Origin of the sequence: Novosphingobium olei (assembly GCF_037076535.1) — a bacterium.
Lineage (GTDB): Bacteria > Pseudomonadota > Alphaproteobacteria > Sphingomonadales > Sphingomonadaceae > Novosphingobium > Novosphingobium olei.
In genome coordinates this window covers 2,600,472-2,621,102 of sequence record NZ_AP029021.1, presented here as the reverse complement: position 1 = coordinate 2,621,102, position 20,631 = coordinate 2,600,472, and the positions used below count along the sequence as shown (strand labels likewise).

Below are 20,631 nucleotides of genomic sequence, written 5' to 3'. Positions count from 1 at the left end.
ATGAACCTGATTCAGCAGCTTGAAGCTGAAGCCATCGCCGAATTCAAGGCGAAGAAGGAAATCCCGGACTTCCGCGCGGGCGACACCGTGCGCGTCGGCGTGCGCGTCGTCGAAGGCGAGCGTACCCGCGTCCAGGCTTACGAAGGCGTGTGCATCGCGCGTTCGAACCGTGGCCTCGGCTCGAACTTCACCGTTCGCAAGATCTCGTTCGGCGAAGGCGTGGAGCGCGTGTTCCCGCTCTACTCGCCCAACATCGATTCGATTACCGTCGTTCGCCGGGGCGTCGTGCGCCGTGCGAAGCTCTACTATCTGCGCGGTCGGACCGGCAAATCGGCGCGTATCGCCGAACGCAAGGTCACCAAGACCAACGCGGAAGGTTGACCAGGACGGGTGGCAAAACCACCCACGCCCTAACGGATCGAACCCCGTAGAAAAGGCGTCCTGGCACAACTGCCGGGGCGCCTTTTTCGCGTCTTGGCACTAAGCGCCGGGGCCGCTCTCATGAAACGGGACATTGCGTGGCCGAAAGGCCAATTGGCTTGGCTGGGGGGATCCAGCCGCTAAGGGACGGCCGCAAAGACGCCCGGGCGATGCGCGCGGGCAGGGCCACGACCCCATAGGAGTGCTTGAAATGGGTTATCGGGTAGTCGTCGTAGGCGCCACGGGCAACGTGGGCCGCGAAATGCTGAACATCCTCGCCGAGCGCGAGTTTCCCTGCGACGAGATCGCCGCGGTCGCCTCGCCCCGCTCGCAGGGGATCGAGATCGAGTTCGGTGACACCGGCAAGATGCTCAAGGTCCAGAACGTCGAAAACTTCGACTTCACCGGCTGGGACATCGCGCTGTTCGCCGCCGGCTCTGCCCCGACCAAGATCTATGCGCCCAAGGCCGCGTCGCAGGGCTGCGTGGTGATCGACAACTCCTCGCTCTATCGCATGGATCCGGACGTTCCGCTGATCGTGCCCGAAGTGAACCCGGATGCGATCGACGGCTACACCGCGCGCAACATCATCGCCAACCCCAACTGCTCGACCGCGCAGATGGTCGTGGCGCTCAAGCCGCTGCACGATGCCGCCAAGATCAAGCGCGTCGTCGTCTCGACCTACCAGTCGGTGTCGGGCGCGGGGAAGGAAGGCATGGACGAACTGTTCGAACAGAGCCGCGCCATCTTCGTCGGCGATCCGGTCGAGCCCAAGAAGTTCACCAAGCAGATCGCCTTCAACGTGATCCCGCACATCGACGTCTTCCTGGATGATGGTTCGACCAAGGAAGAATGGAAGATGGTCGCCGAAACCAAGAAGATCCTTGATCCCAAGGTCAAGGTCACGGCCACGTGCGTGCGCGTGCCGGTCTTCGTCGGCCACTCGGAATCGCTCAACATCGAATTCGAGAACGAGATCTCGGCCGAAGAAGCGCAGAACATCCTGCGCGAGGCGCCCGGCGTCATGCTGATCGACAAGCGCGAGAACGGGGGATACGTCACCCCGATCGAATGCGTCGGCGATTTCGCCACCTTCGTCAGCCGCGTGCGTGAAGACAGCACGATCGACAACGGCCTCAACATCTGGTGCGTGTCGGACAACCTGCGCAAGGGTGCGGCGTTGAACGCGGTGCAGATCGCCGAACTGCTCGGCCGCCGTCACCTCAAGAAGGGCTGACGCGTCCGACAGCGCTGATGCAGGAGAACCCGGCGTTCCCCATGGGAGCGCCGGGTTCTTCGCATTTTCAAAAAGCGCGATCGGGTCAGAGCGGCGACTTGACCGTGGTCGTCGTCGTTACCGCCGTGCTCGGGGTGGCGGTGGTGGTGGTGCGAACAGCGGCGCGGCTCACCACCCGCTTGCGCACGACGGTACGCGATGCGGTCTTGCGCGGGGTTGCGGCCTGCGTGGTTACCGTGGTTTCGACCTGTGCAGGCGGGGTGGTCGCCTGGGCCTGCGCCTGCGCGGTCAGCGCCGCATTTCGGGCATCGGCGGCTTGCTGGGCGGAAACGGCGGCCGACTGCTGGGCCTGCGCCGCGCGCAGGTTGGCCTCGGCGGCTTCCTGCTGGGCCGCGGCGGTCTGTGCCTGGGCATCGACCTGCGTGGCAGCCATCGCGCGCTCCTTGCGCTTCTGGGATTCACCCAGCGACGCGTCGGCCAGCGCCTGCGCCTGGATCGCGGCGTCGATCGCCTCGGGCTTGTGGCTGGAGGCAAGGTTCTCGCGGGCCCGCGCCAGTGCGGCCTTTGCCTCGGCCAGCTGGTGCGGCGTTTCCACGCCCGCGCCGGCGGTGGCGGCAGCGTCGATCTTGGCCTGTGCGGCAGCGATCGCCTCGCGGGCGCGGTCAGCCTTGCCGGCATAGGCCGCGCTCGGCAGCGCCAGCGCCAGCGCACTGGCCGAAAGCAGCGTGGTCATGAGACGGTTATGGGTCATGTCGAATTCTCCTCGAGGGGCTAGCCCCGTCCTTGGTTCGATCAACGGAGGCTGTCGGGCGCCGTTCCGAGGATAAGACCGCCTCGTCGGCGATACTGCTCGGCTCGTCCGACCCAAGCGGGGCGGACTAAAGCTCTCATCCCAACCGCCAAACCAGAGATTGTCGCTCCGCCCATTGCGGCCTGCGGTCCCTGCCCGGTATGGCGGCCCCCACTTTGAGGGACCCGTCCACGGGACCAAGGGGGATTGATGCTCGCACACCTGGACGTGCTCCATGCCGTCGCCGGATTGCTGGTCGGCACGCTGGTCGGCCTCACCGGCGTGGGCGGCGGATCGCTGATGACACCGATCCTGGTGCTGATCTTCGGGATCAATCCGGGGACGGCGGTCGGCACCGACCTGCTGTTCGCCTCGATCACCAAGATCTTCGGCTCGTTCGTCCACAACCGGCACGAAAGCGTCGACTGGAAGATCATGCGCCGCCTCGCCATCGGCAGCGTTCCCGCCGCGGTGCTGACGCTGCTGGCGGTGTCGACGTTCGGAAAGTTCGGCAACGATACCAACCACGTCATCCTGACCGTGCTCGGCACCATGCTGATCGTCACCGCTATCGCCACCTTGTTCCAGAAGAAGCTGGCGACCTTTGCCAAAACGCATGACCGCAAGGACGATTCTCGCACGCTCCTGCCCACCATTGTCCTTGGTGCGGTGCTTGGGGCGGCTGTCTCGGTCTCCTCGGTAGGCGCAGGCGCGATCGGCGTTACCGCGCTGCTCATGCTCTATCCCGCCTTGCGCGTCTCGCGTATCGTCGGCACCGACATCGCCCACGCCGTGCCGCTCACGCTGGTGGCGGGGTTCGGGCACTGGCTGATCGGCGGAGTCGATCCCACGCTGCTGCTCAACCTGCTGATCGGCTCGATTCCGGGGGTAGCGGCCGGAAGCCTGTTGTCCACGCGCTCGCCCGACCATATCCTGCGCCCAGCGCTGGCGGCTGTCCTGCTGGCATCGGGGATCAAGTTGCTCAGCTGATGGACGTCACCACCGAATATTACGAAGGCTTCGGCGCCACGCGCCTCGCCCTGCACCGCGCCGGGCCGACCGGAGGCGAGGGGCGCCCGCTGATCCTGCTGCACGGGCTGTTCTCCTCGGCCCATGTCAACTGGGTCAAGTTCGGCACCGCCGCGCAGCTGGTCGCGGCCGGGTTCGAATGCCTGATGCCCGACTTGCGCGTCCACGGCGACAGCGCCGCCCCGCACGATCCGGCCGATTATCCGCCCGATGTGCTCGCCCGCGATCTCGAAGCGCTCGTCGCGCACCTCGGGCTCGATGATTTCGACCTTGGCGGCTTCTCGCTGGGCTCGCGCACCTCGGCCCGCGCGGTGATCGGCGGCCTGCGCCCGCGCAAGCTGATCCTCGCCGGCATGGGGCTGGAAGGGCTGGCCGGCTGGGCCAGGCGGCAGGATTTCTTCATCGATGTGATCGACCGCTTCGGCACGATCCGGCCGGGCGATCCGGCCTATGTCTCGCAGCAGTTCCTCAAGACGATGGACGTCGACCGCGTCGCCGCCCGCCTGCTGTTGCAGACGATGGAGGATACCGCGCCCGACCAGCTGGCGGCGATCTCGATGCCCACGCTGGTCCTTTGCGGAGACAAGGACAACGACAACGGTTCGGCGGATCGGCTGGCGGAGACGTTGTCGCATGCGACCCGCGCAACCATTCCCGGCACGCACATGAGCAGCGTCACCATGCCCGAGATGGGCCGGGAAATGGTTTCATTCCTCACCACTTGACCTCGCAAGGGCACTGGTTAACCAAGGACTTGCAGCGCCGCACGCAAATGCCCGGCGCCCAGACAATGCCCTTGGGGAGTGTTCATCGATGAAGTCGCTCGTTTCCGTGCTCGCGCTTGCCGCGGCGAGCCTTGCCGTTCCGGCCGCAGCCCAGACTGCCCAGAACGCACCCGCCACGCCCCAGCCTGCACAGGCTGCGTCCGCTCCGGCCTCTGCCGCCGATTGGGTGAAGTCCGCCGAAAAGGACCTCTACGACGCGACCGTCCGTTCGGGCCGCAACGAATGGATCTACGAAACCTACATCACCGACGATACCGAGGCGCTGGCGGCGGAATCCAACGCTTCGTTCAACTCGCTGCAGGTGCTGCAGGCGAAACAGGCCGCCGATTATGCCAAGGCCGGCGGCATCTCGCCCGAACTTGCGCGCAAGCTCACCATCATGCGCACGCAGATCACTTCGCCGGCGCCAACCACGCCCGGCGCGGCCGAGGAATTCGCCACGCTCCAGGCCCGCATCCAGGGCATGTACGGCAAGGGCAAGGGCACGCTGAAGGGGCAGCCGATCAACGGCAGCGACATCGAAGCGGCGATGGGCGAAAACCGCAACCCGGACGAGCTCAAGGAAATGTGGCTCAGCTGGCACGACAACGTCGGCAAGCCGATGAAGGCCGACTACGTCAAGATGATGGAGATCTCCAACGCCGGCGCGGCGGAGCTGGGCTTCGCCGATACCGGCGCGCTGTGGCGGTCGAATTACGACATGTCGCCCGAAGCCTTCGCCGCGCTGACGGAGAAGATCTGGAGCGAGGTCAAGCCGCTCTACCAGCAGCTGCACTGCTACACCCGCACGAAGCTCAACGAAAAGTATGGCGATGCGGTGCAGGCGAAGACCGGCCCGATCCGTGCCGACTTGCTCGGCAACATGTGGGCCCAGGAATGGGGCAACATCTATGACATCGTCGCCCCGGCGGGCGCGGGCGACATCGGCTACGACGTCGGCGCGCTGCTTCAGGCCAAGGGCTACGATCCGCTCAAGATGGTCAAGGCGGGCGAGAACTTCTATTCCTCGCTCGGCTTCGCGCCGCTGCCCGACACGTTCTGGAAGCGCTCGCAGTTCGTGAAGCCCCAGGACCGCGAAGTCGTCTGCCACGCCTCGGCCTGGGATATCGACAACAAGGACGATCTGCGCATCAAGATGTGCATCAAGGTGAATGGCGACGATTTCACCACGATCCACCACGAACTGGGACACAACTACTACCAGCGCGCCTACAACAAGCAGGACACGCTCTATCTCAACGGCGCGAACGATGGCTTCCACGAAGCGATCGGCGATTTCATCGCGCTGTCGATAACGCCCGAATACCTCGTCCAGATCGGCCTGCTCGATCGCGACAAGGTGCCCCCGGCGGCCAAGGACACCGGCCTGCTGCTGCGCCAGGCGATGGACAAGGTCGCCTTCCTGCCCTTCGGCTTGCTGATCGATCGCTGGCGCTGGGGCGTGATGGACGGCTCGATCAAGCCGGCGAACTACGAATCCGCGTGGAACGACATGCGGCTCAAGTACCAGGGCATCGTGCCGCCGGCCGAACGCCCCGCTGATGCCTTCGATCCGGGCGCCAAGTTCCACATCCCGGCCAACGTGCCCTACACCCGCTACTTCCTCGCCCGCGTGCTGCAGTTCCAGTTCTTCGAAGCGGCGTGCAAGCAGGCCGGCTGGAAGGGCCCGCTCCACCGCTGCAGCTTTTATGGCAACAAGGAAGTGGGCAAGAAGCTCGACGCGATGCTGTCGATGGGCGCGTCCAAGCCGTGGCCCGATGCGCTCGAAGTCTTCACCGGCAGCCGCGAAATGAGCGGGAAGGCGATGATTCGCTACTTCGCCCCGCTGCAGAAGTGGCTCGCCGCGCAGAACAAGGGCAAGGACTGCGGTTGGTAAAACCCGCGTAAATTCAACGTTCCGGTGGGGCGCGGCAGGCCGATCAAGGTGCTTGCCGCGCCCCTTTGTTTGTGAGACGTTCAGGGCACAATAAAAAACCTGAGGATGCCCCTGATGAAGTCGAAGATCGGCTCGTTTTGCAGGCTTATTGCGACCGGCGCGCTTGTCCTGCCGTTCGCTGCCCACGCGGCCCAACCCGTCGCAACGCCTGCAGTTGCCACCACCACCAGTGTTTCCGCCATGCAGCCGCAAAGCGTCGTCGCCGCGCTCAAGAGCCTTGGCCACGATGCCAAGCTCGTTGCGGATTCGTCCGGCGACCCGTTGGTCCAGGCCGATATCGGCGGCTGGCGCACGCAGGTCGTGTTCTACGATTGCAACGAAATCACCCACGAAGGCTGCCAGTCGCTGCAGTTCAATGCCAGCTTCGTGCCCGACCGTCCGTTCGATGCGCAGAAGGCCGCCGCCTTCGTGCGCGACAACCGCTTCGGCGCGGTTTCGGTGGGCGATGACAAGTCGGTCAACATGACGTGGGACGTCGTCACCGGCGAAGGCATCCAGCCCTCGGTGTTCGCGCTCGTGGTCAAGAGCTTCGGCCTCGCGCTCGATACCATCGGCAGCGAAGCCTTCACGCCGGGCCGCGCCCCCCAGCTCGCCAGCGCCGCCTCGCGCTGACCCAACTTCCGGCCCGCTCCTCCCGTGGCAGGAGGGGGGGGCGGGGCTGTCCTACACCGGTTCCGATGGGCATGGTGCGGCCATGCCGAAACGCGACTTGACCATGGTTGTTCTACGCGCTGCTGCGAAGCGGCGCGTTTTTCGCGGGTATTGTCGTAAAAACAAAGGCTTGAGGTCGAAGCCCCAAGCCTTCGCATTTTCCCTCAGAAGTCTGTCAACTTCGTCAACTTGGGGCCTTGAACCTCACCGGAACCGCGGTTCGATGCCGCCGCTGCAGCCGCGTCAGCGGAACGGCGGTTCGTTACCGCCGCCGCAGCCGCGTCAGCGGAACGGCGGTTCGTTAAACGCCCGCAGCTTCCGGCTGTGCAGCCGCGATCCCTGCGCCTTCAGCAGCGCGCAGGTGGTCGTGCCGATGGCGAGGTGCCCGGCGATTGCCTCTTCGTAGAAGCGGTTGGCTTGGCCCGGCAGCTTGATCTCGCCGTGGATCGGCTTGTCGGACACGCACAGCAGCGTGCCGTAGGGCACGCGGAAGCGATAGCCCTGCGCTGCGATGGTCGCGCTCTCCATGTCGATGCCCACGGCGCGCGACAGGCTCAGCCGCTTGGCGGTCTGCGAAATGCGCAGCTCCCAGTTGCGGTCGTCGGTGGTCACGATCGTGCCGGTGCGCATCCGGGTCTTGAGGTCGGCGCCTCCGCTGCCGCTGACCATCTCGGCCGCCTGCGCCAGCGCTACCTGGACTTCGGCGATGGCCGGGATCGGGATTTCCGGCGGCAGCACGGGGTCTAGCACGTGGTCGTCGCGCAAGTAGGCGTGGGCCAGCACGTAATCGCCGATCTTCTGCGTGGGGCGCAGGCCGCCGCAGTGCCCGATCATCAGCCAGGCTTCGGGCCGCAGCACGGCCAGGTGGTCGCAGATCGTCTTGGCGTTCGATGGCCCCACGCCGATGTTGACCAGCGTGATGCCCGACCGGTCCGGCGCGATCAGGTGGTAGGCGGGCATCTGATGGCGCCGCCACGCCGTGTCCGAAAGCCGGGCCCGGGCATCGTCGGTATGGCCATCGAGGTACAGCCCGCCCGCGCCCGACAGCGCAACATAGCCTTCGCTGCCCAGCTGCCGCCCGGCCCAGTCGACGAATTCGTCGACGTAGCGGTGGTAATTGGTGAACAGCACGTACTTCTGGAAATCCTCGGGCCGGGTGCCGGTATAGTGGGCGAGGCGGGCGAGGCTGAAATCGGTGCGCAGGCCGTCGAACAGCGACAGCGGCAGCGGCCCGTCGCCGATTGCGTAGTCGCCGTCGGCAATCTCGTCGCCGATGTGGGCCAGTTCGGTCGCCGGGAAGTGCCGCGCCAGTTCCTGCGGGCTCACCCGCCCGATCTGCGCGGCGTAGGCGCCGTCGAGCACGTAGGGGAAGGGGATCTCCTGCCGCGAGGCCGCGACGGTCACCGACACGTCGTAGCCGCCGCAGATCAGCTCCAGCTGTTCGCCCAGATAATCGGCAAACAGTTCGGGCCGCGTCACCGTGCAGGCATACGTGCCCCGCTGGGTCAGCCGGCCGAACGATCGCCCGGTGGAAACATTGTCGGGCTCGCTCGCCAGGCGGATGCGCAGTTCGGGATAGCAGTAGCTGCCGTCGTGCCGGCGGGTCGGTGGTGGCAGCGTGCCGTCCTCGGCAAAGCGGGCGATATCCTCGCGCAGCCGGGCCACGGCCTCGTCATAGATGCGGGAAAGGGCGGAAAGGATCGAAGCAACCTGGTTCATCGGCGAGAGTCTAGCGGGCGCGGGTTACGCTGGAAAGAAGGGCGGCCACCCTTTCGCCGACAACGCCCCTTGTGCGACGGCCGTGGCTTGATGATAACGCTGTCAAAGTGATGAGGGAGAGGTGAGGCAATGCGGATCATTCAAACGTCGGTCGCGATCGTCGCGCTCGCCTGGGCGGGCAGCGCGGCGGCGCAGAACACCACGGCGACCGTTCCCCCGGTGATCGACGTGCACATGCACGCCATGGAGGATGTGCCCATCGCCGTCCCGTTCTGCCCCAACCAGACGCGGTTCGAGGCATCGGACCCCAAGGACGGCCCCGAAGCGCCGTTCGGCTGGTCGAAGGAGGAGTGCAGCCCCAAGCTCTACCCCGCGCCCAAGGGGCAGTACCGGTCGATGGTGCTGGCCGAGATGGAGCGGCTGAACGTGCGGGGCGTCGTGTTCGGCGATGTCGCCGACGTGCAGAAGTGGCAGGCGGCGGCGCCGGGGCGCATCATCCCTGGGACGGCGTTCGACAAGGTGGAGGGCAGCGATCCCGCGAGGCAGCTCAAGATGCTGGAGGTTGCCTTCACCCAGCAGGGCTTCAAGGTGATGGGCGAAATCGGCCTGCAGTACGAAGGCATCTCGCCATCGGACATGCGGGTGGACCAGTACTTCGCGCTTGCCGAAAAGCTCGACATTCCGGTTGCCATCCACATGGGCACGGGCGGATCGGGCCGCGCCAATGTGGCCATGCCCGGCTATCGCGGATCTATGGGCAACCCTTTGCTGCTGGAGGATCTGCTCGCCCGCCATCCCAAATTGCGGGTGCAGGTGATGCACGCCGGTTATCCGATGATCGACAACATGCTGACACTGCTTCAGGCGAACAGCCATGTCTATGTGGACATCGCCGGCCTGATCTGGAGCTATCCGCGCAAGGAGGTGAACCGGTACATCGAGCGGCTGGTCGATGCGGGCTTCGGCGATCGGGTGATGTACGGCACTGACCAGCTCGTCTGGCCGGGGCTGATGGCCTATTCCATCGGGATCATCCAGAACGCCGACTATCTGAGCCCCGAACAGAAGCGCGACATCCTGTACAACAACGCCGCCCGCTTCCTGCGGCTCGACAAGGGCAAATAGACCGAGCCCGCGCGTCGCTATCTTTGTCCGCAGGGCGCATTGTCGCCACTCGACCTTGCGGCTGTCTTGCGCCACCATCGCGCAATGACTTTCGAACGGGGGATTGGATGAAGGATCTGCGGCATGTCGCACTCGCGTGCATTTCCATGACTGCGGTCATCGCGGCGGTTCCGGCAAGCGCGGAGGTGCCCACGCCGCCGCGCCCGCTGACGCCGCCGCAGTCGATCACCTCGCCCGAGAACGCGGCGGCGAGGCCCATACCGCTCGAGGACCTGATTTCGACGCGGGGCATGCTGTCCGCGGCTTGGAGCGCCGATGGCCGGCAGCTGTTCTTCGCCACCAACCTGACTGGCCGCTACAATATCTGGCGCGTCGATGCGGCCGGCGGCTGGCCGGTGCAGCTGACCCAGTCCGATGAAGCGCAGCGCGGGCTTGCCGTTTCGCCCGACGGCAGCACGCTCTACTTCCAGCAGGATCACGGCGGGGACGAACAATACGACATCCTGGCCGTGCCCACCGCTGGTGGCGCGGTGCGCAACCTGACGGCCACGCCCGAAGTGCGCGAAAGCGGTGCGCTGATCGCACCCGATGGCAAGACGATTGCGATATCGACCAAGCTTCGCAGCCAGGGCCAGACCAATCTGGCGCTGCTCGACCCGGATAGCGGCAAGGTTCGTGCGCTGACGGCAGAGGCTGATCCGCAGTGGGACTGGAGCCCGGTGGCATGGGCGGACCAGGGCCGCACGCTGATCGCCAATCGCAGCTTCACCGATAGCAGCGCAGGGGAAGTCTGGGCGGTCGACATTGCCAGCGGCAAGGCAAGGCGGCTGCTAGGCGCGCCCAAGACGCGCATCGAGGCGAGCGGCGCCAGCAGCGATGGCACCGTCCTGAGCGTGACGAGCAACGCGGGGACCGGCCAGGATCACGCCGGGATCTATTCGATCAAGGACAAGCGCTGGCGCTGGCTGGCCCCCACGCCGTGGAGCCAGGAAGCGGGTGCGATGGCGCCGGACGGCAAATCGTTCGTGGTCACCACCAACACCGATGGGCGGACCGAGATCGCGCTGGCGGACGTGGCCACGCTGGCGGTGCGTCCGGTGCCGCTGCAGCCGGGCGTCAATGCGCCGGCTGGCGCGGTGCCGTTCTCACCCGATTCCAAGCGTCTGCTGGTCCTGCGCTCTGGCGCTAACGCACCGGGCCAGCCGACGGTGATCGATCTTGCAAGCGGCGGGGTGGCGGCCACGTTCCCGCTGGCGGTTGCAAGCCTCGATCCCGCCACGTTGCCCGGTTCGGCGATCGTGACGTATCCGAGCTTTGACGGCACCCGGATCAGTGCGGTCCTGACCATCCCGTTCAACGCGCGCCGCGATGGCCACAATCCGGCGATCGTCATGCCGCATGGCGGGCCGACCGGGCAGGCGCTGGACAGCTTTTCCGGTGTCGTCGCCGCCTTTGCCAGCCGCGGCTATTTCGTGATCCAGCCCAACCCGCGCGGCTCCACCGGGTATGGTCAGGCGTTCCAGTCCGCCAATTACCAGGACCTGGGCGGAGGCGATCTGAAGGACGTGCTGGCGGCGAAGGACTTCCTCGTTTCCAGCGGTTACGTCGATCCCGCGCGGGTGGGCATCACGGGCGGATCGTACGGCGGGTTCATGACGCTGATGGCGATCGGCCGCGCGCCGGACGCGTTCGCCGCCGCCGTGCAGATGTTCGGCATCATCGACTGGCGCACGATGTGGGAGCACGAGGATGCCGGGCTGCAGGCATACCAGAAGTCGCTGCTGGGCGATCCGGCGACCTATCCCAAGGTGTACGACGCCACCTCGCCGCTGACCTGGCTCAAGGCCGCCAAGGCGCCACTGCTGTCGCTTCAGGGCGACAACGACATCCGCGTGCCGCGCGGGCAGGCGCAGCAGGTGACCGACGCCCTGAAAGCGCGGGGCGCAACGGCTGAAGTGGTGTTCTATCCGGGCGAAGGCCACGGCTTCTACAAGCGCGAGAACCAGCTGGATTCGCTGCGGCGCCGGATCGAATGGTTCGACCGCTATCTGAAGCCCAAGGCTCAGTAGACGCCGCCAGGAAGAGGGCGCGCTGTCCTGCGAAAGTGCCCCCGACAGCGACCACAAAGCAAAAGGGGCGTTGTCTTGCGACGGCGCCCCCAAACAGCGACCGCAAAACAAAAGGGGCGCTGTCGCGAGACAGCGCCCCTTGAATGCTTGGTCAGCGCGAAGCGATCAGGCTTCGGCTTCCTCGCCGCCTTCGAGCAGCTCGGTCGGGATTTCGCCCGGTTCGGCATTCGGATCGTAGGCTTCGGTGAAGCCGCCGGTGTCGGTGTCGAACATCGCCGCCATGACGTCGACGCCCTGCGACTGCAGTTCGGCTTCGTCGGGCGAGCGGGCCACGTTCACCTTGACGGTGACGGTCACTTCCGGGTGGAGCGCAACCTTGACGGTCGAGACGCCGATGGTCTTGATCGGGCGTTCCAGCACGATCATCGACTTGGTCACCTTGGCGCCCTGTTCGACCAGCGCGTCGACGATGTCGCGCACCGAAACCGAACCATAGAGCTGGCCGGCGTTCGACGAAGCGCGGATGAGAACGACTTCCTTGCCTTCAACGTTGCCGGCTTCCTTGCTGGCTTCGTCGCGGCGGGCTTCGTTCTCGGCCTCGATGCGGGCGCGGTTGGCTTCGAAGACCTTGCGGTTGGCTTCGTTGGCGCGCAGCGCCTTCTTGTTGGGCAGCAGGAAGTTGCGGGCGTAGCCGTCCTTCACGGTGACTTCGTCACCGATGGTGCCCAGCTTCTCGATGCGCTCGAGCAGGATGATCTGCATGTCTGGCGCTCCTTACTTCACGATGTAGGGCAGGAGGCCGATGTGCCGGGCGCGCTTGATCGCCTGGCCCAGCTCACGCTGCTTCTTCGCCGAAACGGCGGTGATGCGCGACGGCACGATCTTGCCACGTTCGGACATGAAGCCCTGAAGCAGGCGCACGTCCTTGTAGTCGATCTTGGGCGCGTTCTTGCCCGAGAACGGGCAGCTCTTGCGGCGACGGAAAAACGGACGAGCCATGTCTTATTCCCCTTCGCGTTCGCGGCGGCGGGTGCGCTCGCGGTCGTTCTTGCGCATCATCACCGACGGGCCGGCTTCATGTTCGTCGACGCGGACGGTCATGTAGCGGATCACGTCTTCGTTGATCTGGGTCTGACGCTCCAGCTCGGCGATGGTGTCGCCCGGCGCGTCGATGTTCAGCATCACGAAGTGTGCCTTGCGGTTCTTCTGGATCTTGTAGGCCAGCGAACGGAGGCCCCAGGTCTCGGTCTTGGTGACCTTGCCGTTGTTGCTCTCGACGATCTCGGTGGCGGTGGCGGCAAGCGCATCGACCTGAGCCTGGCTCAGATCCTGGCGCGCCAGAAACACATGCTCGTAAAGCGGCATGCTTTCGCGTCCTTTATCATTCTAACCGATCGCTGGCTTGTCCGCGGGATTGCGGGGCCCCTCCGGCTTTCTTCGATTCCCCCCTGCAGGCGTGGTGCCTTTCACGGGAAGCGGTGGCCCTTAGCGGTTTTTGCCGCCAATGCAACCCCTGCCGGATGCCCGGATGCCCGGATGCCCGGACCCGGCTCAGGCGGGCGCGGCGGCCGGTTCGCGCGGGGCGATCGGCTTGCCGCAATAGATCAGCGCAAGCACGGCATTGCCGCGCACGGCAAGGAACGCCGCAAGCGAGAGCAGGAGGACGAGCGCCGAGCCTGCCAGCCACTGGATTTCGGGGATCAGCGGCAGGTGCGGCAGCCACGCGACCGTGACAATCACGAAGATCATGTGGAACAGGTAGATCGCCATCGCGCCATCGACGAGGAAGCTGACAGTGCGGCTCGGCCGGTCCGCCACGCGGGCGAGCAGCCGCAGCGCGAGCAGCGAGAGCACCAGCGCGGTGGGCAATTCGATCAGGTTGCCGATGAAGTTCCATTCCGCCGAAAGCCCGCGCGACAGGCCCAGCACCGGGCGCATCAGCGGGGCGAGCATGAGGTAGAGCGGAAAGAGCGCGGCGGCGAGGAGCGGCAGGCGGCTGCCCGGCAGGTCGAACAGTCGTTCGCCCACGCGCAACCGGAAGGCAAGCACGCCGATGGCAAAGGCCGGCGCGTGCATCAGGTACTGCCACAGCAGGTCGATCTCGAACGCGCGCTGGCGGGGCAGGACATCTTCGAGCGCGCCCTGGCCGAGGCTCCACAGCGCGAGCAGGACAAGGAACGAGAGCCAGCCCTTGCCGGAAAGGCACAGCGCGTCGCCGATCGCCTTGCCCCAGCGGCTACCTGCGGCGGGCAGCCGCTCCACCGGAACGAGGTAGAACGTGCCGACGAAGGCGAGCAGCACGCACAGGAACCACAGGTGATCGAAGGCGAGGGGCAGGCCGTGAATGCCGCCGGGCGTCTCGCCCAGCAGTTCCTGGTGGAAGAAGTGCTGCAGCACGCCCAGCGTGAACAGGCTGCCGACAAGCGGGAAGCCGAGCCGGGTCAACCGGTCTTCCAGCCACGGGCGCTTGCCCCGCTTTTCACGCACCATCGCGGCGAAATAGCCCGACAGCATGAAGAAGGCGAACATGCGGAAGGCGTGGATGAACGTCAGCGAAAAGACGATCGCGCCCGCCTGCTTGAAGCCGGGGACCGCCGGCGCGCGATTGAACACCGCGATCATGCCGACGTGGAAGGGAATGCCGAGCAAAAGGAACAGCGCCCGCGCCGCATCGACGTGGTGCATCCGGCCCGATGCAACGCTTGCACGCGCGCCAGCGCGCCCTTGCTGGTCCGAAAGCTGCGATCCCGTCATTGGCTCGCTCATTGGCCCTTTTCGGCCCAAACGGCAAGCTTTCCTGCGGTGGCAGGTGCCTTCGGAACCGTTGGATGACCGCTCAGGCGGCGCGGCGCACGGGGCGGCGCGCGGCCTTGCGATGGTGGCCGATGGCAAAATCGCTCACCAGCGTTTCGAACACCGACTGGTGCAGCGGGTGATCGAATTCCAGGCCCGAGGACATCGGCTCCGACCACACGACATAGGCCGTCTTGGCATGAAGGCCGGGGATGAACAGCGTCAGCGGTTCGCCGATGCGCTGCTTGTCCAGCCCATCGATGCGGGCGCCATAGGGGGTGAGATCCTTAAGCATGACCGTTGACCTTACCACGCCGTGCTTACACCGCACCGGAAGTTCGAAACCGATGCGTTCCACGCGGCGCAGGCTGGCGGCATCGACGTTCTGCGCTTCGTTGCTAAAATCGAGAAACATGGTCCGTCTCCACGTTCGCGTTAACTACGGACTGGAAGAACGGGATCGCACAGGACCCTTTCAGGGGGTGCGCGGCGGCTAAGGGTTCTTACGCAAGTGTCCGCTTGCCGAAAGCAACCAACCCGACCAGTCTTGCGCCGGGAACAAGGGATAAGGGGAAAATCGATGGATGCAGGTTCGGACCGCATGGCGCAGCGCCTGATGGTGCTGGGCGCCGTTCTCGTCATGCTGGGGCTGCTGACCGGGTTCGTCTCGGGATCGTTCGCCAATCCGCGCATGGGGCTGGTCGCCCATCTGGAAGGGCTGATGAATGGAACGCTGATCCTCGCGCTTGCCGCGGGATGGAGCCGCGTTCGGTTGCCCGTGGGGCAGGCGCGGGCGACGTTCGTGCTGCTGGCGTTCGGCTCGCTTGCCAACTGGCTGGCGACGCTGCTCGCCGGGATCTGGGGCGTGGGCGGTCAGACAATGCCGATCACCGCGGCCGGCCATAGCGGCCCCGCCTGGCAGGAAAGCTTCGTCACCACGCTGCTGATCGTGCTGTCCTTCGCGATGGTCGCCGCCTTCGCGCTGGTGATCAAGGGTGTGCTCGCCGCGCGCGAGCGGCCCTGATGGCCTAGCGCCGCGCGGCGAGCTGCTTTTCAACCAGCGCGATCGCGGCGGCGATGGCGGCTTGCGGCGGCAGGGCGGAGGTGTCGAGCAATTCGGCGCCTTCGGCCTGGCGCAGCGGGGCTTCCGCACGGTTGCGGTCACGTTCGTCGCGCGCAGCAAGGTCGGCCTCGATCGCTTCGCGCGCGACGTTCTCGCCGCGGCTTTTCATTTCCAGCCAGCGGCGCTGCGCACGCGCTTCCACGCTGGCGGTGACGAACAGCTTGGCATCGGCATGGGGGGCGATCACCGTGGCGATGTCGCGCCCGTCGAGCACGGCGCCACCGGGCTGCCCGGCAAAGGCCTGCTGGCGTTCGAGCAGCGCGGCGCGCACCGATGGGTGGACCGAGACGCGGCTGGCGAGCCCGCCGGTGACTTCCGAGCGCAGCTCCGGGTCGGACAGCAGGGCTTCGGGAAAGCTTGTCGCGGCAAGGGCATCGCCGCCGTCATCCGGGTTGCCACCATCCAGGAACACCTGCCGCCCGACCGCACGGTACAGCAGGCCGGTATCGAGGTGGGGCAGGCCGAAGTGCGCTGCCAGCGCCTTCGCGATCGTGCCCTTGCCCGATGCGGTGGGACCATCGACCGCGATGATCATGCAGCGGTCCCCGTCGCGGTGGCGAGCAGGCTTTCGAACACCGGGAAGCTGGTGGCGATGGGGCGCGTGTCGTCGACTTCGATACCGCCGTGGCTGGCAAGCCCTGCCACCGCCATGCTCATCGCGATGCGGTGGTCGAGGTGGGTGGCGACGGAGGCGTTATTGGCGCCGCGCAGCGGTTCACCGCCCGTGCCGTCGATGATCAGGCCATCCTCTGTCTCGGTCACCCGTGCGCCCGCTTGTTCGAGCGCCACGCGCATCACCGCGATGCGGTCGCTTTCCTTGACGCGAAGTTCTTCCAGGCCCCGGGTCACGGTGCGGCCCTGCGCGAGCGCGGCGGCCACGAACAGGATCGGAAATTCATCGACCATGCTCGGCACGACCGCGGGATCGACCTCGATCCCGGTCAGGACCGAGGCGCGCACGCGCAAGTCTGCCACCGGCTCGCCGCCGACGTCGCGGCGGTCCAGCTCCTCGATCGAGCCGCCCATCAGGCGCAGCACGTCGAACAGCGCGGCGCGGGTGGGGTTGAGCCCGACGTTCTCGATCACCAGGTCGGAACCGGGCACGATCAGCGCGGCGACGGCGAAGAACGCGGCGGAAGACGGATCGCCCGGCACTTCGATCGACTGCGGCTTCAGCTCGGCCTCGCCGGTCAGGCGGATGATCCGCGTGCCATCAGCTTCGACGTCGACGTCGAGTTGCGCGCCAAAGCCGCGCAGCATGCGTTCGGAATGGTCGCGGGTCGGCACCGGCTCGATCACCGTGGTGATGCCTGCGGTGTTGAGCCCGGCGAGCAGAACCGCGCTCTTCACCTGGGCAGACGCGACGGGCAGGCGATAGCTGATCGGGATCGCCGGCTGCACGCCCTGCAGCGTGAGCGGCAGGCGACCGCCCGGTGCGGCGGTGAAGCTGGCGCCGATTTGCGAAAGCGGATCGATCACCCGGCCCATCGGGCGCTTCGACAGACTGGCATCGCCGATGAACGTGGCGGTGATCGGATGGCTGGCGACAAGACCCATCAGCAGGCGGGTCGAAGTGCCCGAGTTGCCCATGTCGAGCGCAGCCTGCGGCTGAAGCAGCCCACCGACGCCGACACCCTGGACGCGCCACGTGCCGCCTGCATCGCGCTCGATTGTGGCACCCATCGCGCGCATCGCGGCGGCGGTGGACAGCACGTCTTCGCCTTCGAGCAGGCCGGTGACGGTGGTTTCGCCCACGGCAAGCGCACCGAGCATGATCGAGCGGTGGCTGATCGACTTGTCGCCCGGCACGCGGATGCGGCCGGTCAGGGGGCCAAGGGCTGCAAAGCGGCGGGGGCGCATCTGCGCGGGATCGTGGGACGACACTTCTGAAACGTCTTTCCGGGCTGGCGCTGGGCAAACAGCGGGGCAGAGAGCGGGGACAGGGGAAAAGCGCGCGGCTTTTGACAGCGCCACGCCGCTATGGCAAGGCGCGCGCCGCTCTTGATTCCCCGTCACACCCGATTTCGGCATCCTTGATTTCGCGGCAAGGCGGGACCATCAAGCACTGGTATCTGCGGCCCGGGCCCATTTCTGTCGCCCGGGGCAAGACTTGAGGAATTTTCATGGTCAAGCCTGAATGGGGCGCCAAGCACAGCTGTCCGAAGTGCGGCACCCGCTTCTACGACCTCGGCAAGGACGATCCGGTCACCTGCGTCGAGTGCAAGTACGCCTGGAACCCCGAGCCGGTGCTCAAGTCGAAGCAGCCGATTCCCTACGAAGAAATTCAGAAGGAGAAGGTTGTCGCCGATCCCGACGTCGATCTGGCGGATGAGGATCTCGACATCGACGAAGACGGCGATTCGCCCGACAACGACGTCGACCTTGGCGGCGACGACGATCTGGGCGTCGCCGGCCACGATGGCGAGGACGACGAAGCCTGAGCGCTTTGGCCGCGGCTTTTGCAGGGTTGCGAAGGCCGCGGCAAAAAAATCGGCTGGCACGAAAAAATGGTCTTGCCAGCCGTCCGGGCCTCCCTTAGAGGCGCGGCTCCCGGCGATACAGACGCCGCGGACGGTTCGCCTTCCCAGGGCGAAACACCGGAAATGTGGGGCCTTAGCTCAGCTGGGAGAGCGCCTGCATGGCATGCAGGAGGTCAGCGGTTCGATCCCGCTAGGCTCCACCATTTCCCGCTTTTCTCCCCGCGTTGCACCACGCACCCATCCGGGGGAGCAAGTTCATGATCGATTGCAACATCGCCGGCCATGTCGCTGAAATCGTGCTCGATCGTGCGGGCACGCGCAATGCGCTGGGGCTCGACGACTGGCGCGCGATTGCCGACGCGGCGGCTGCGGCCCATGCGCAGGGCGCGCGGGTCATCGTCTTGCGCTCGGCCGTGGCGGGCAGCTTCTGTTCCGGCTCGGACTTGCGCGAGATCGGCCGCCTGGCCAACGAGCCCGAACTGCGGCCAGAATTCCGCGCCGCGATGCGCGCGGCGATGGACCCGCTGCAGACGCTGCCGCTTGCAACGATCGCGGTGGTGGAGGGCGATTGCTTCGGCGGCGGAGTCGCGCTGGCGCTGGCCTGCGATATCCGCATCGCCGCGCCAGCCGCCATTTTCGCGATCACGCCTGCCAAGCTGGGCATTTCCTACCCGCAGGAGGATGTGAACCGCCTCGTCGCGCTCGTCGGGCGCGGGCAGGCGGCACGCCTGCTGTTCGGCGCGGGGCGAATCGATGCGGCAGAGGCTGCGCGCATCGGCCTCGTCGAACAGGTCGAAAGCGATGCGCTCGCGGCGGCACGCGCGCTCGCCGCACAGATCGCCGCCAATGCGCCCGCCAGCATCGCCGCGCTGAAGGCGACGCTGGGGGATAGCGCCCGCGACACCGCAGGCCACGATCCGGCGCACGACGCCGCGTTCGACGCTGGCTTCGGCAGCGCGGCCTTCGCCGAGGGGCTTGCCGCCTTCCGCGAACGCCGCAAGCCCCGGTTCTGACCTACTTCTTCAGGCCGATCTCGCGCAGGCGTTCCTGCAGGTAATCGTCGGCGCTGATCGAGACGGGATAGCGGTCGGGATTGTCCGCGCTGATGCAACCGGGCAGCGTCTCGAAGCGGAAATCGCTGCGCAGGTGCAGGAAGAACGGCATCGAATAGCGGCTGTGCGCGGCGCGCTCGCCCACCGGATTGCGCACGCGGTGCGTGGTCGAAGGCAGCACGTGGTTGGTCAGCCGCTGCAGCATGTCGCCGATGTTGACCACCAGCGCGCCTTCGGGCGGGGCGACGTCGATCCATTCGCCCTGTTTGGTCAGCAGTTGCAGGCCCGCCTCGTGCGCGCCGAGCAGCAGCGTGATGAGGTTGATATCCTCGTGCGCGCCGGCGCGGATCGCGCCTTCTTCGGCATCGGGCACGGGCGGATAGTGCAGCAGGCGCAGCACCGAATTGCCGTCCGCGATCGGGTCATCGAACCAGTGGGCATCAAGCCCCAGCCAGACCGCGATGCGCGACAGGATCGTGGCGCCCACGCGATCGAGCGCAGCGTAGAGCTGTTCGAACGTTTCGCGAAAGCCCTCCGGCCGCTCGGGCCAGATGTTCGGCGGCATCGATGCGCCGGCGAGCGGGTGATCGGCCGGCAGATCGCGGCCCACGTGCCAGAATTCCTTCAGATCGTGGAGCTTGGCGCCCTTGGCGATCTCGGTCTTGAACGGGGTATAGCCGCGCGCGCCGCCTTGGCCCGCGATGAAATAGCTGCGCTTTTCGGCATCGGGCAGGGCGAAAAAGGTTTCGGTCAGGTCCCAGGCGCGCTGGACGAGCGCTGGGTCGAGGCCGTGATCCTTGACCATGGCAAAGCCGAAGGTCTGGAAGCTTTCGCCGATATCGCGGGAAAGTTCGGCGGGATCACTGGCGAGCGAGAGGACCGGAAGGGTCTTTAGGGACATGGTTTTCCTGTTGGCGCGTCTTGGCGTAAGGGGCACGGGCTTAGCCGGATTCGACGGGGGATTCATGACCAAAATCAAGGGGCCGGACATTTCCGGCAAGCAGCTGTGGCTGATGAAGTCCGAACCCGACGTGTACAGCTGGGACGATCTGGTGGCCGAGGGCGAGGGGACCTGGGATGGCGTGCGCAACCACCTCGCTGCGCGCAACCTGCGCACGATGCAGGTGGGCGACCTTGCGTTCTTCTACCATTCGAACATCGGCAAGGAGATCGTCGGCATCGCCACGATCAGCCAGGGCGGACTGACCGATCCGACCGACCCCGAAGGCAAGTGGGCCGCGGTCAAGGTGAAGCCGGTGGTGAAGCTTGCCCATCCGGTCACGCTCAAGACGATCAAGGACACGCCGGAGCTTGCCGAAATGGAACTGCTGCGGCTGTCGCGGCTGTCGGTTTCTGCGGTGCGGCCTCCGGAATGGGCTCTTTTGATCGACATGGCCGGCGGAACCGTCTGACCGGTTCGAT

The 20,631-nt window shown here is 66.2% G+C and carries 22 protein-coding genes and 1 tRNA gene; 13 read left to right on the top strand and 10 right to left on the bottom strand.

Annotated elements, in window-relative coordinates; translation table 11 throughout:
* Both rplS and AACH40_RS12305 read left to right on the top strand, forming a co-directional pair.
* Positions 1–381, top strand: coding sequence for a 50S ribosomal protein L19 (gene rplS / locus AACH40_RS12310; RefSeq protein WP_169492005.1), 381 nt, complete (start codon positions 1–3; stop codon positions 379–381).
* Positions 382–631: 250 nt separating this feature from the next.
* Entirely contained in the window at positions 632–1,657 is a 1,026-nt protein-coding gene (locus tag AACH40_RS12305) for an aspartate-semialdehyde dehydrogenase (RefSeq protein WP_169492006.1), read from the top strand.
* 85 nt (positions 1,658–1,742) lie between these two features.
* Here AACH40_RS12305 and AACH40_RS12300 read toward each other — a convergent pair whose 3' ends face one another.
* Complete coding sequence (locus AACH40_RS12300) at positions 1,743–2,408, bottom strand: hypothetical protein (RefSeq protein WP_338642667.1); 666 nt, start codon at positions 2,406–2,408, stop codon at positions 1,743–1,745.
* Positions 2,409–2,657: 249 nt separating this feature from the next.
* Here AACH40_RS12300 and AACH40_RS12295 point away from each other — a divergent pair, with 249 nt between their 5' ends.
* The 4 genes from AACH40_RS12295 to AACH40_RS12280 all read left to right on the top strand — a co-directional run bounded on the left by AACH40_RS12295 (position 2,658) and on the right by AACH40_RS12280 (position 6,809).
* On the top strand, positions 2,658–3,437 hold the full coding sequence (locus tag AACH40_RS12295) for a sulfite exporter TauE/SafE family protein (RefSeq protein WP_338642666.1): 780 nt from the start codon (positions 2,658–2,660) through the stop codon (positions 3,435–3,437).
* Positions 3,437–4,201 carry an alpha/beta fold hydrolase gene (locus AACH40_RS12290; protein WP_206069334.1) on the top strand — a complete coding sequence of 255 codons (765 nt, stop codon included), beginning with the start codon at positions 3,437–3,439 and terminating at the stop codon, positions 4,199–4,201. Before AACH40_RS12295 ends, AACH40_RS12290 begins: the two co-directional genes overlap by 1 nt.
* A gap of 88 nt (positions 4,202–4,289) precedes the next feature.
* Entirely contained in the window at positions 4,290–6,137 is a 1,848-nt protein-coding gene (locus AACH40_RS12285) for a M2 family metallopeptidase (RefSeq protein WP_338642665.1), read from the top strand.
* A 114-nt stretch (positions 6,138–6,251) separates the two neighbouring features.
* Positions 6,252–6,809: a YbjN domain-containing protein gene (locus AACH40_RS12280; protein ID WP_338642664.1), complete on the top strand. Its 558-nt coding sequence runs from the start codon at positions 6,252–6,254 to the stop codon at positions 6,807–6,809.
* A 321-nt stretch (positions 6,810–7,130) separates the two neighbouring features.
* Here AACH40_RS12280 and AACH40_RS12275 read toward each other — a convergent pair whose 3' ends face one another.
* Positions 7,131–8,567 carry an AMP nucleosidase gene (locus AACH40_RS12275; protein ID WP_169492011.1) on the bottom strand — a complete coding sequence of 479 codons (1,437 nt, stop codon included), beginning with the start codon at positions 8,565–8,567 and terminating at the stop codon, positions 7,131–7,133.
* A gap of 129 nt (positions 8,568–8,696) precedes the next feature.
* On the opposite strand from AACH40_RS12275, the gene AACH40_RS12270 reads away from it, so the two are divergent.
* Together AACH40_RS12270 and AACH40_RS12265 are read left to right on the top strand one after the other, a co-directional pair.
* Entirely contained in the window at positions 8,697–9,692 is a 996-nt protein-coding gene (locus AACH40_RS12270; RefSeq protein ID WP_169492012.1) for an amidohydrolase family protein, read from the top strand.
* A 107-nt stretch (positions 9,693–9,799) separates the two neighbouring features.
* Complete coding sequence (locus tag AACH40_RS12265; protein WP_338642663.1) at positions 9,800–11,761, top strand: S9 family peptidase; 1,962 nt, start codon at positions 9,800–9,802, stop codon at positions 11,759–11,761.
* A 165-nt stretch (positions 11,762–11,926) separates the two neighbouring features.
* Here AACH40_RS12265 and rplI read toward each other — a convergent pair whose 3' ends face one another.
* From rplI to AACH40_RS12240, 5 genes are all read right to left on the bottom strand, one after another.
* A complete protein-coding gene (gene rplI, locus AACH40_RS12260) occupies positions 11,927–12,523 on the bottom strand; it encodes a 50S ribosomal protein L9 (RefSeq protein ID WP_169492014.1) in 597 nt (198 codons plus the stop codon).
* A gap of 12 nt (positions 12,524–12,535) precedes the next feature.
* The gene (gene rpsR / locus AACH40_RS12255; RefSeq protein ID WP_169492015.1) at positions 12,536–12,760 is read right to left on the bottom strand and encodes a 30S ribosomal protein S18; all 225 of its coding nucleotides are present in this window, start codon (positions 12,758–12,760) and stop codon (positions 12,536–12,538) included.
* 3 nt (positions 12,761–12,763) lie between these two features.
* Complete coding sequence (gene rpsF, locus AACH40_RS12250; protein ID WP_169492016.1) at positions 12,764–13,126, bottom strand: 30S ribosomal protein S6; 363 nt, start codon at positions 13,124–13,126, stop codon at positions 12,764–12,766.
* Between the two features lie 186 nt (positions 13,127–13,312).
* Positions 13,313–14,527 (bottom strand): acyltransferase family protein, encoded by a 1,215-nt coding sequence (locus tag AACH40_RS12245; protein WP_338642662.1) that lies wholly within the window; start codon positions 14,525–14,527, stop codon positions 13,313–13,315.
* 70 nt (positions 14,528–14,597) lie between these two features.
* The gene (locus AACH40_RS12240; protein ID WP_338642661.1) at positions 14,598–14,969 is read right to left on the bottom strand and encodes a hypothetical protein; all 372 of its coding nucleotides are present in this window, start codon (positions 14,967–14,969) and stop codon (positions 14,598–14,600) included.
* A 165-nt stretch (positions 14,970–15,134) separates the two neighbouring features.
* Between AACH40_RS12240 and AACH40_RS12235 the strand changes: the two genes are divergently transcribed.
* Positions 15,135–15,578 carry a hydrogenase gene (locus tag AACH40_RS12235; protein WP_169492019.1) on the top strand — a complete coding sequence of 148 codons (444 nt, stop codon included), beginning with the start codon at positions 15,135–15,137 and terminating at the stop codon, positions 15,576–15,578.
* Between the two features lie 4 nt (positions 15,579–15,582).
* On the opposite strand, the gene AACH40_RS12230 is transcribed toward AACH40_RS12235, so the two are convergent.
* Together AACH40_RS12230 and aroA are read right to left on the bottom strand one after the other, a co-directional pair.
* The gene (locus AACH40_RS12230; RefSeq protein ID WP_338642660.1) at positions 15,583–16,212 is read right to left on the bottom strand and encodes a d(CMP) kinase; all 630 of its coding nucleotides are present in this window, start codon (positions 16,210–16,212) and stop codon (positions 15,583–15,585) included.
* Complete coding sequence (aroA, locus tag AACH40_RS12225) at positions 16,209–17,537, bottom strand: 3-phosphoshikimate 1-carboxyvinyltransferase (protein ID WP_338646069.1); 1,329 nt, start codon at positions 17,535–17,537, stop codon at positions 16,209–16,211. Before aroA ends, AACH40_RS12230 begins: the two co-directional genes overlap by 4 nt.
* A 263-nt stretch (positions 17,538–17,800) precedes the next feature.
* Here aroA and AACH40_RS12220 point away from each other — a divergent pair, with 263 nt between their 5' ends.
* The 3 genes from AACH40_RS12220 (at position 17,801) to AACH40_RS12210 (ending at position 19,170) form a co-directional block, all read left to right on the top strand.
* Positions 17,801–18,118, top strand: a complete 318-nt coding sequence (locus tag AACH40_RS12220) for an FYDLN acid domain-containing protein (protein WP_169492021.1) — start codon at positions 17,801–17,803, stop codon at positions 18,116–18,118.
* 166 nt (positions 18,119–18,284) lie between these two features.
* Positions 18,285–18,360, top strand: a tRNA-Ala gene (locus tag AACH40_RS12215).
* A 54-nt stretch (positions 18,361–18,414) separates the two neighbouring features.
* Positions 18,415–19,170 carry an enoyl-CoA hydratase-related protein gene (locus AACH40_RS12210; RefSeq protein ID WP_338642658.1) on the top strand — a complete coding sequence of 252 codons (756 nt, stop codon included), beginning with the start codon at positions 18,415–18,417 and terminating at the stop codon, positions 19,168–19,170.
* Position 19,171: 1 nt separating this feature from the next.
* On the opposite strand, the gene AACH40_RS12205 is transcribed toward AACH40_RS12210, so the two are convergent.
* A complete protein-coding gene (locus AACH40_RS12205; protein ID WP_338642657.1) occupies positions 19,172–20,110 on the bottom strand; it encodes an isopenicillin N synthase family dioxygenase in 939 nt (312 codons plus the stop codon).
* A gap of 64 nt (positions 20,111–20,174) precedes the next feature.
* On the opposite strand from AACH40_RS12205, the gene AACH40_RS12200 reads away from it, so the two are divergent.
* A complete protein-coding gene (locus AACH40_RS12200; RefSeq protein WP_169492024.1) occupies positions 20,175–20,621 on the top strand; it encodes an EVE domain-containing protein in 447 nt (148 codons plus the stop codon).
* The last annotated feature ends 10 nt before the right edge of the window (positions 20,622–20,631 follow it).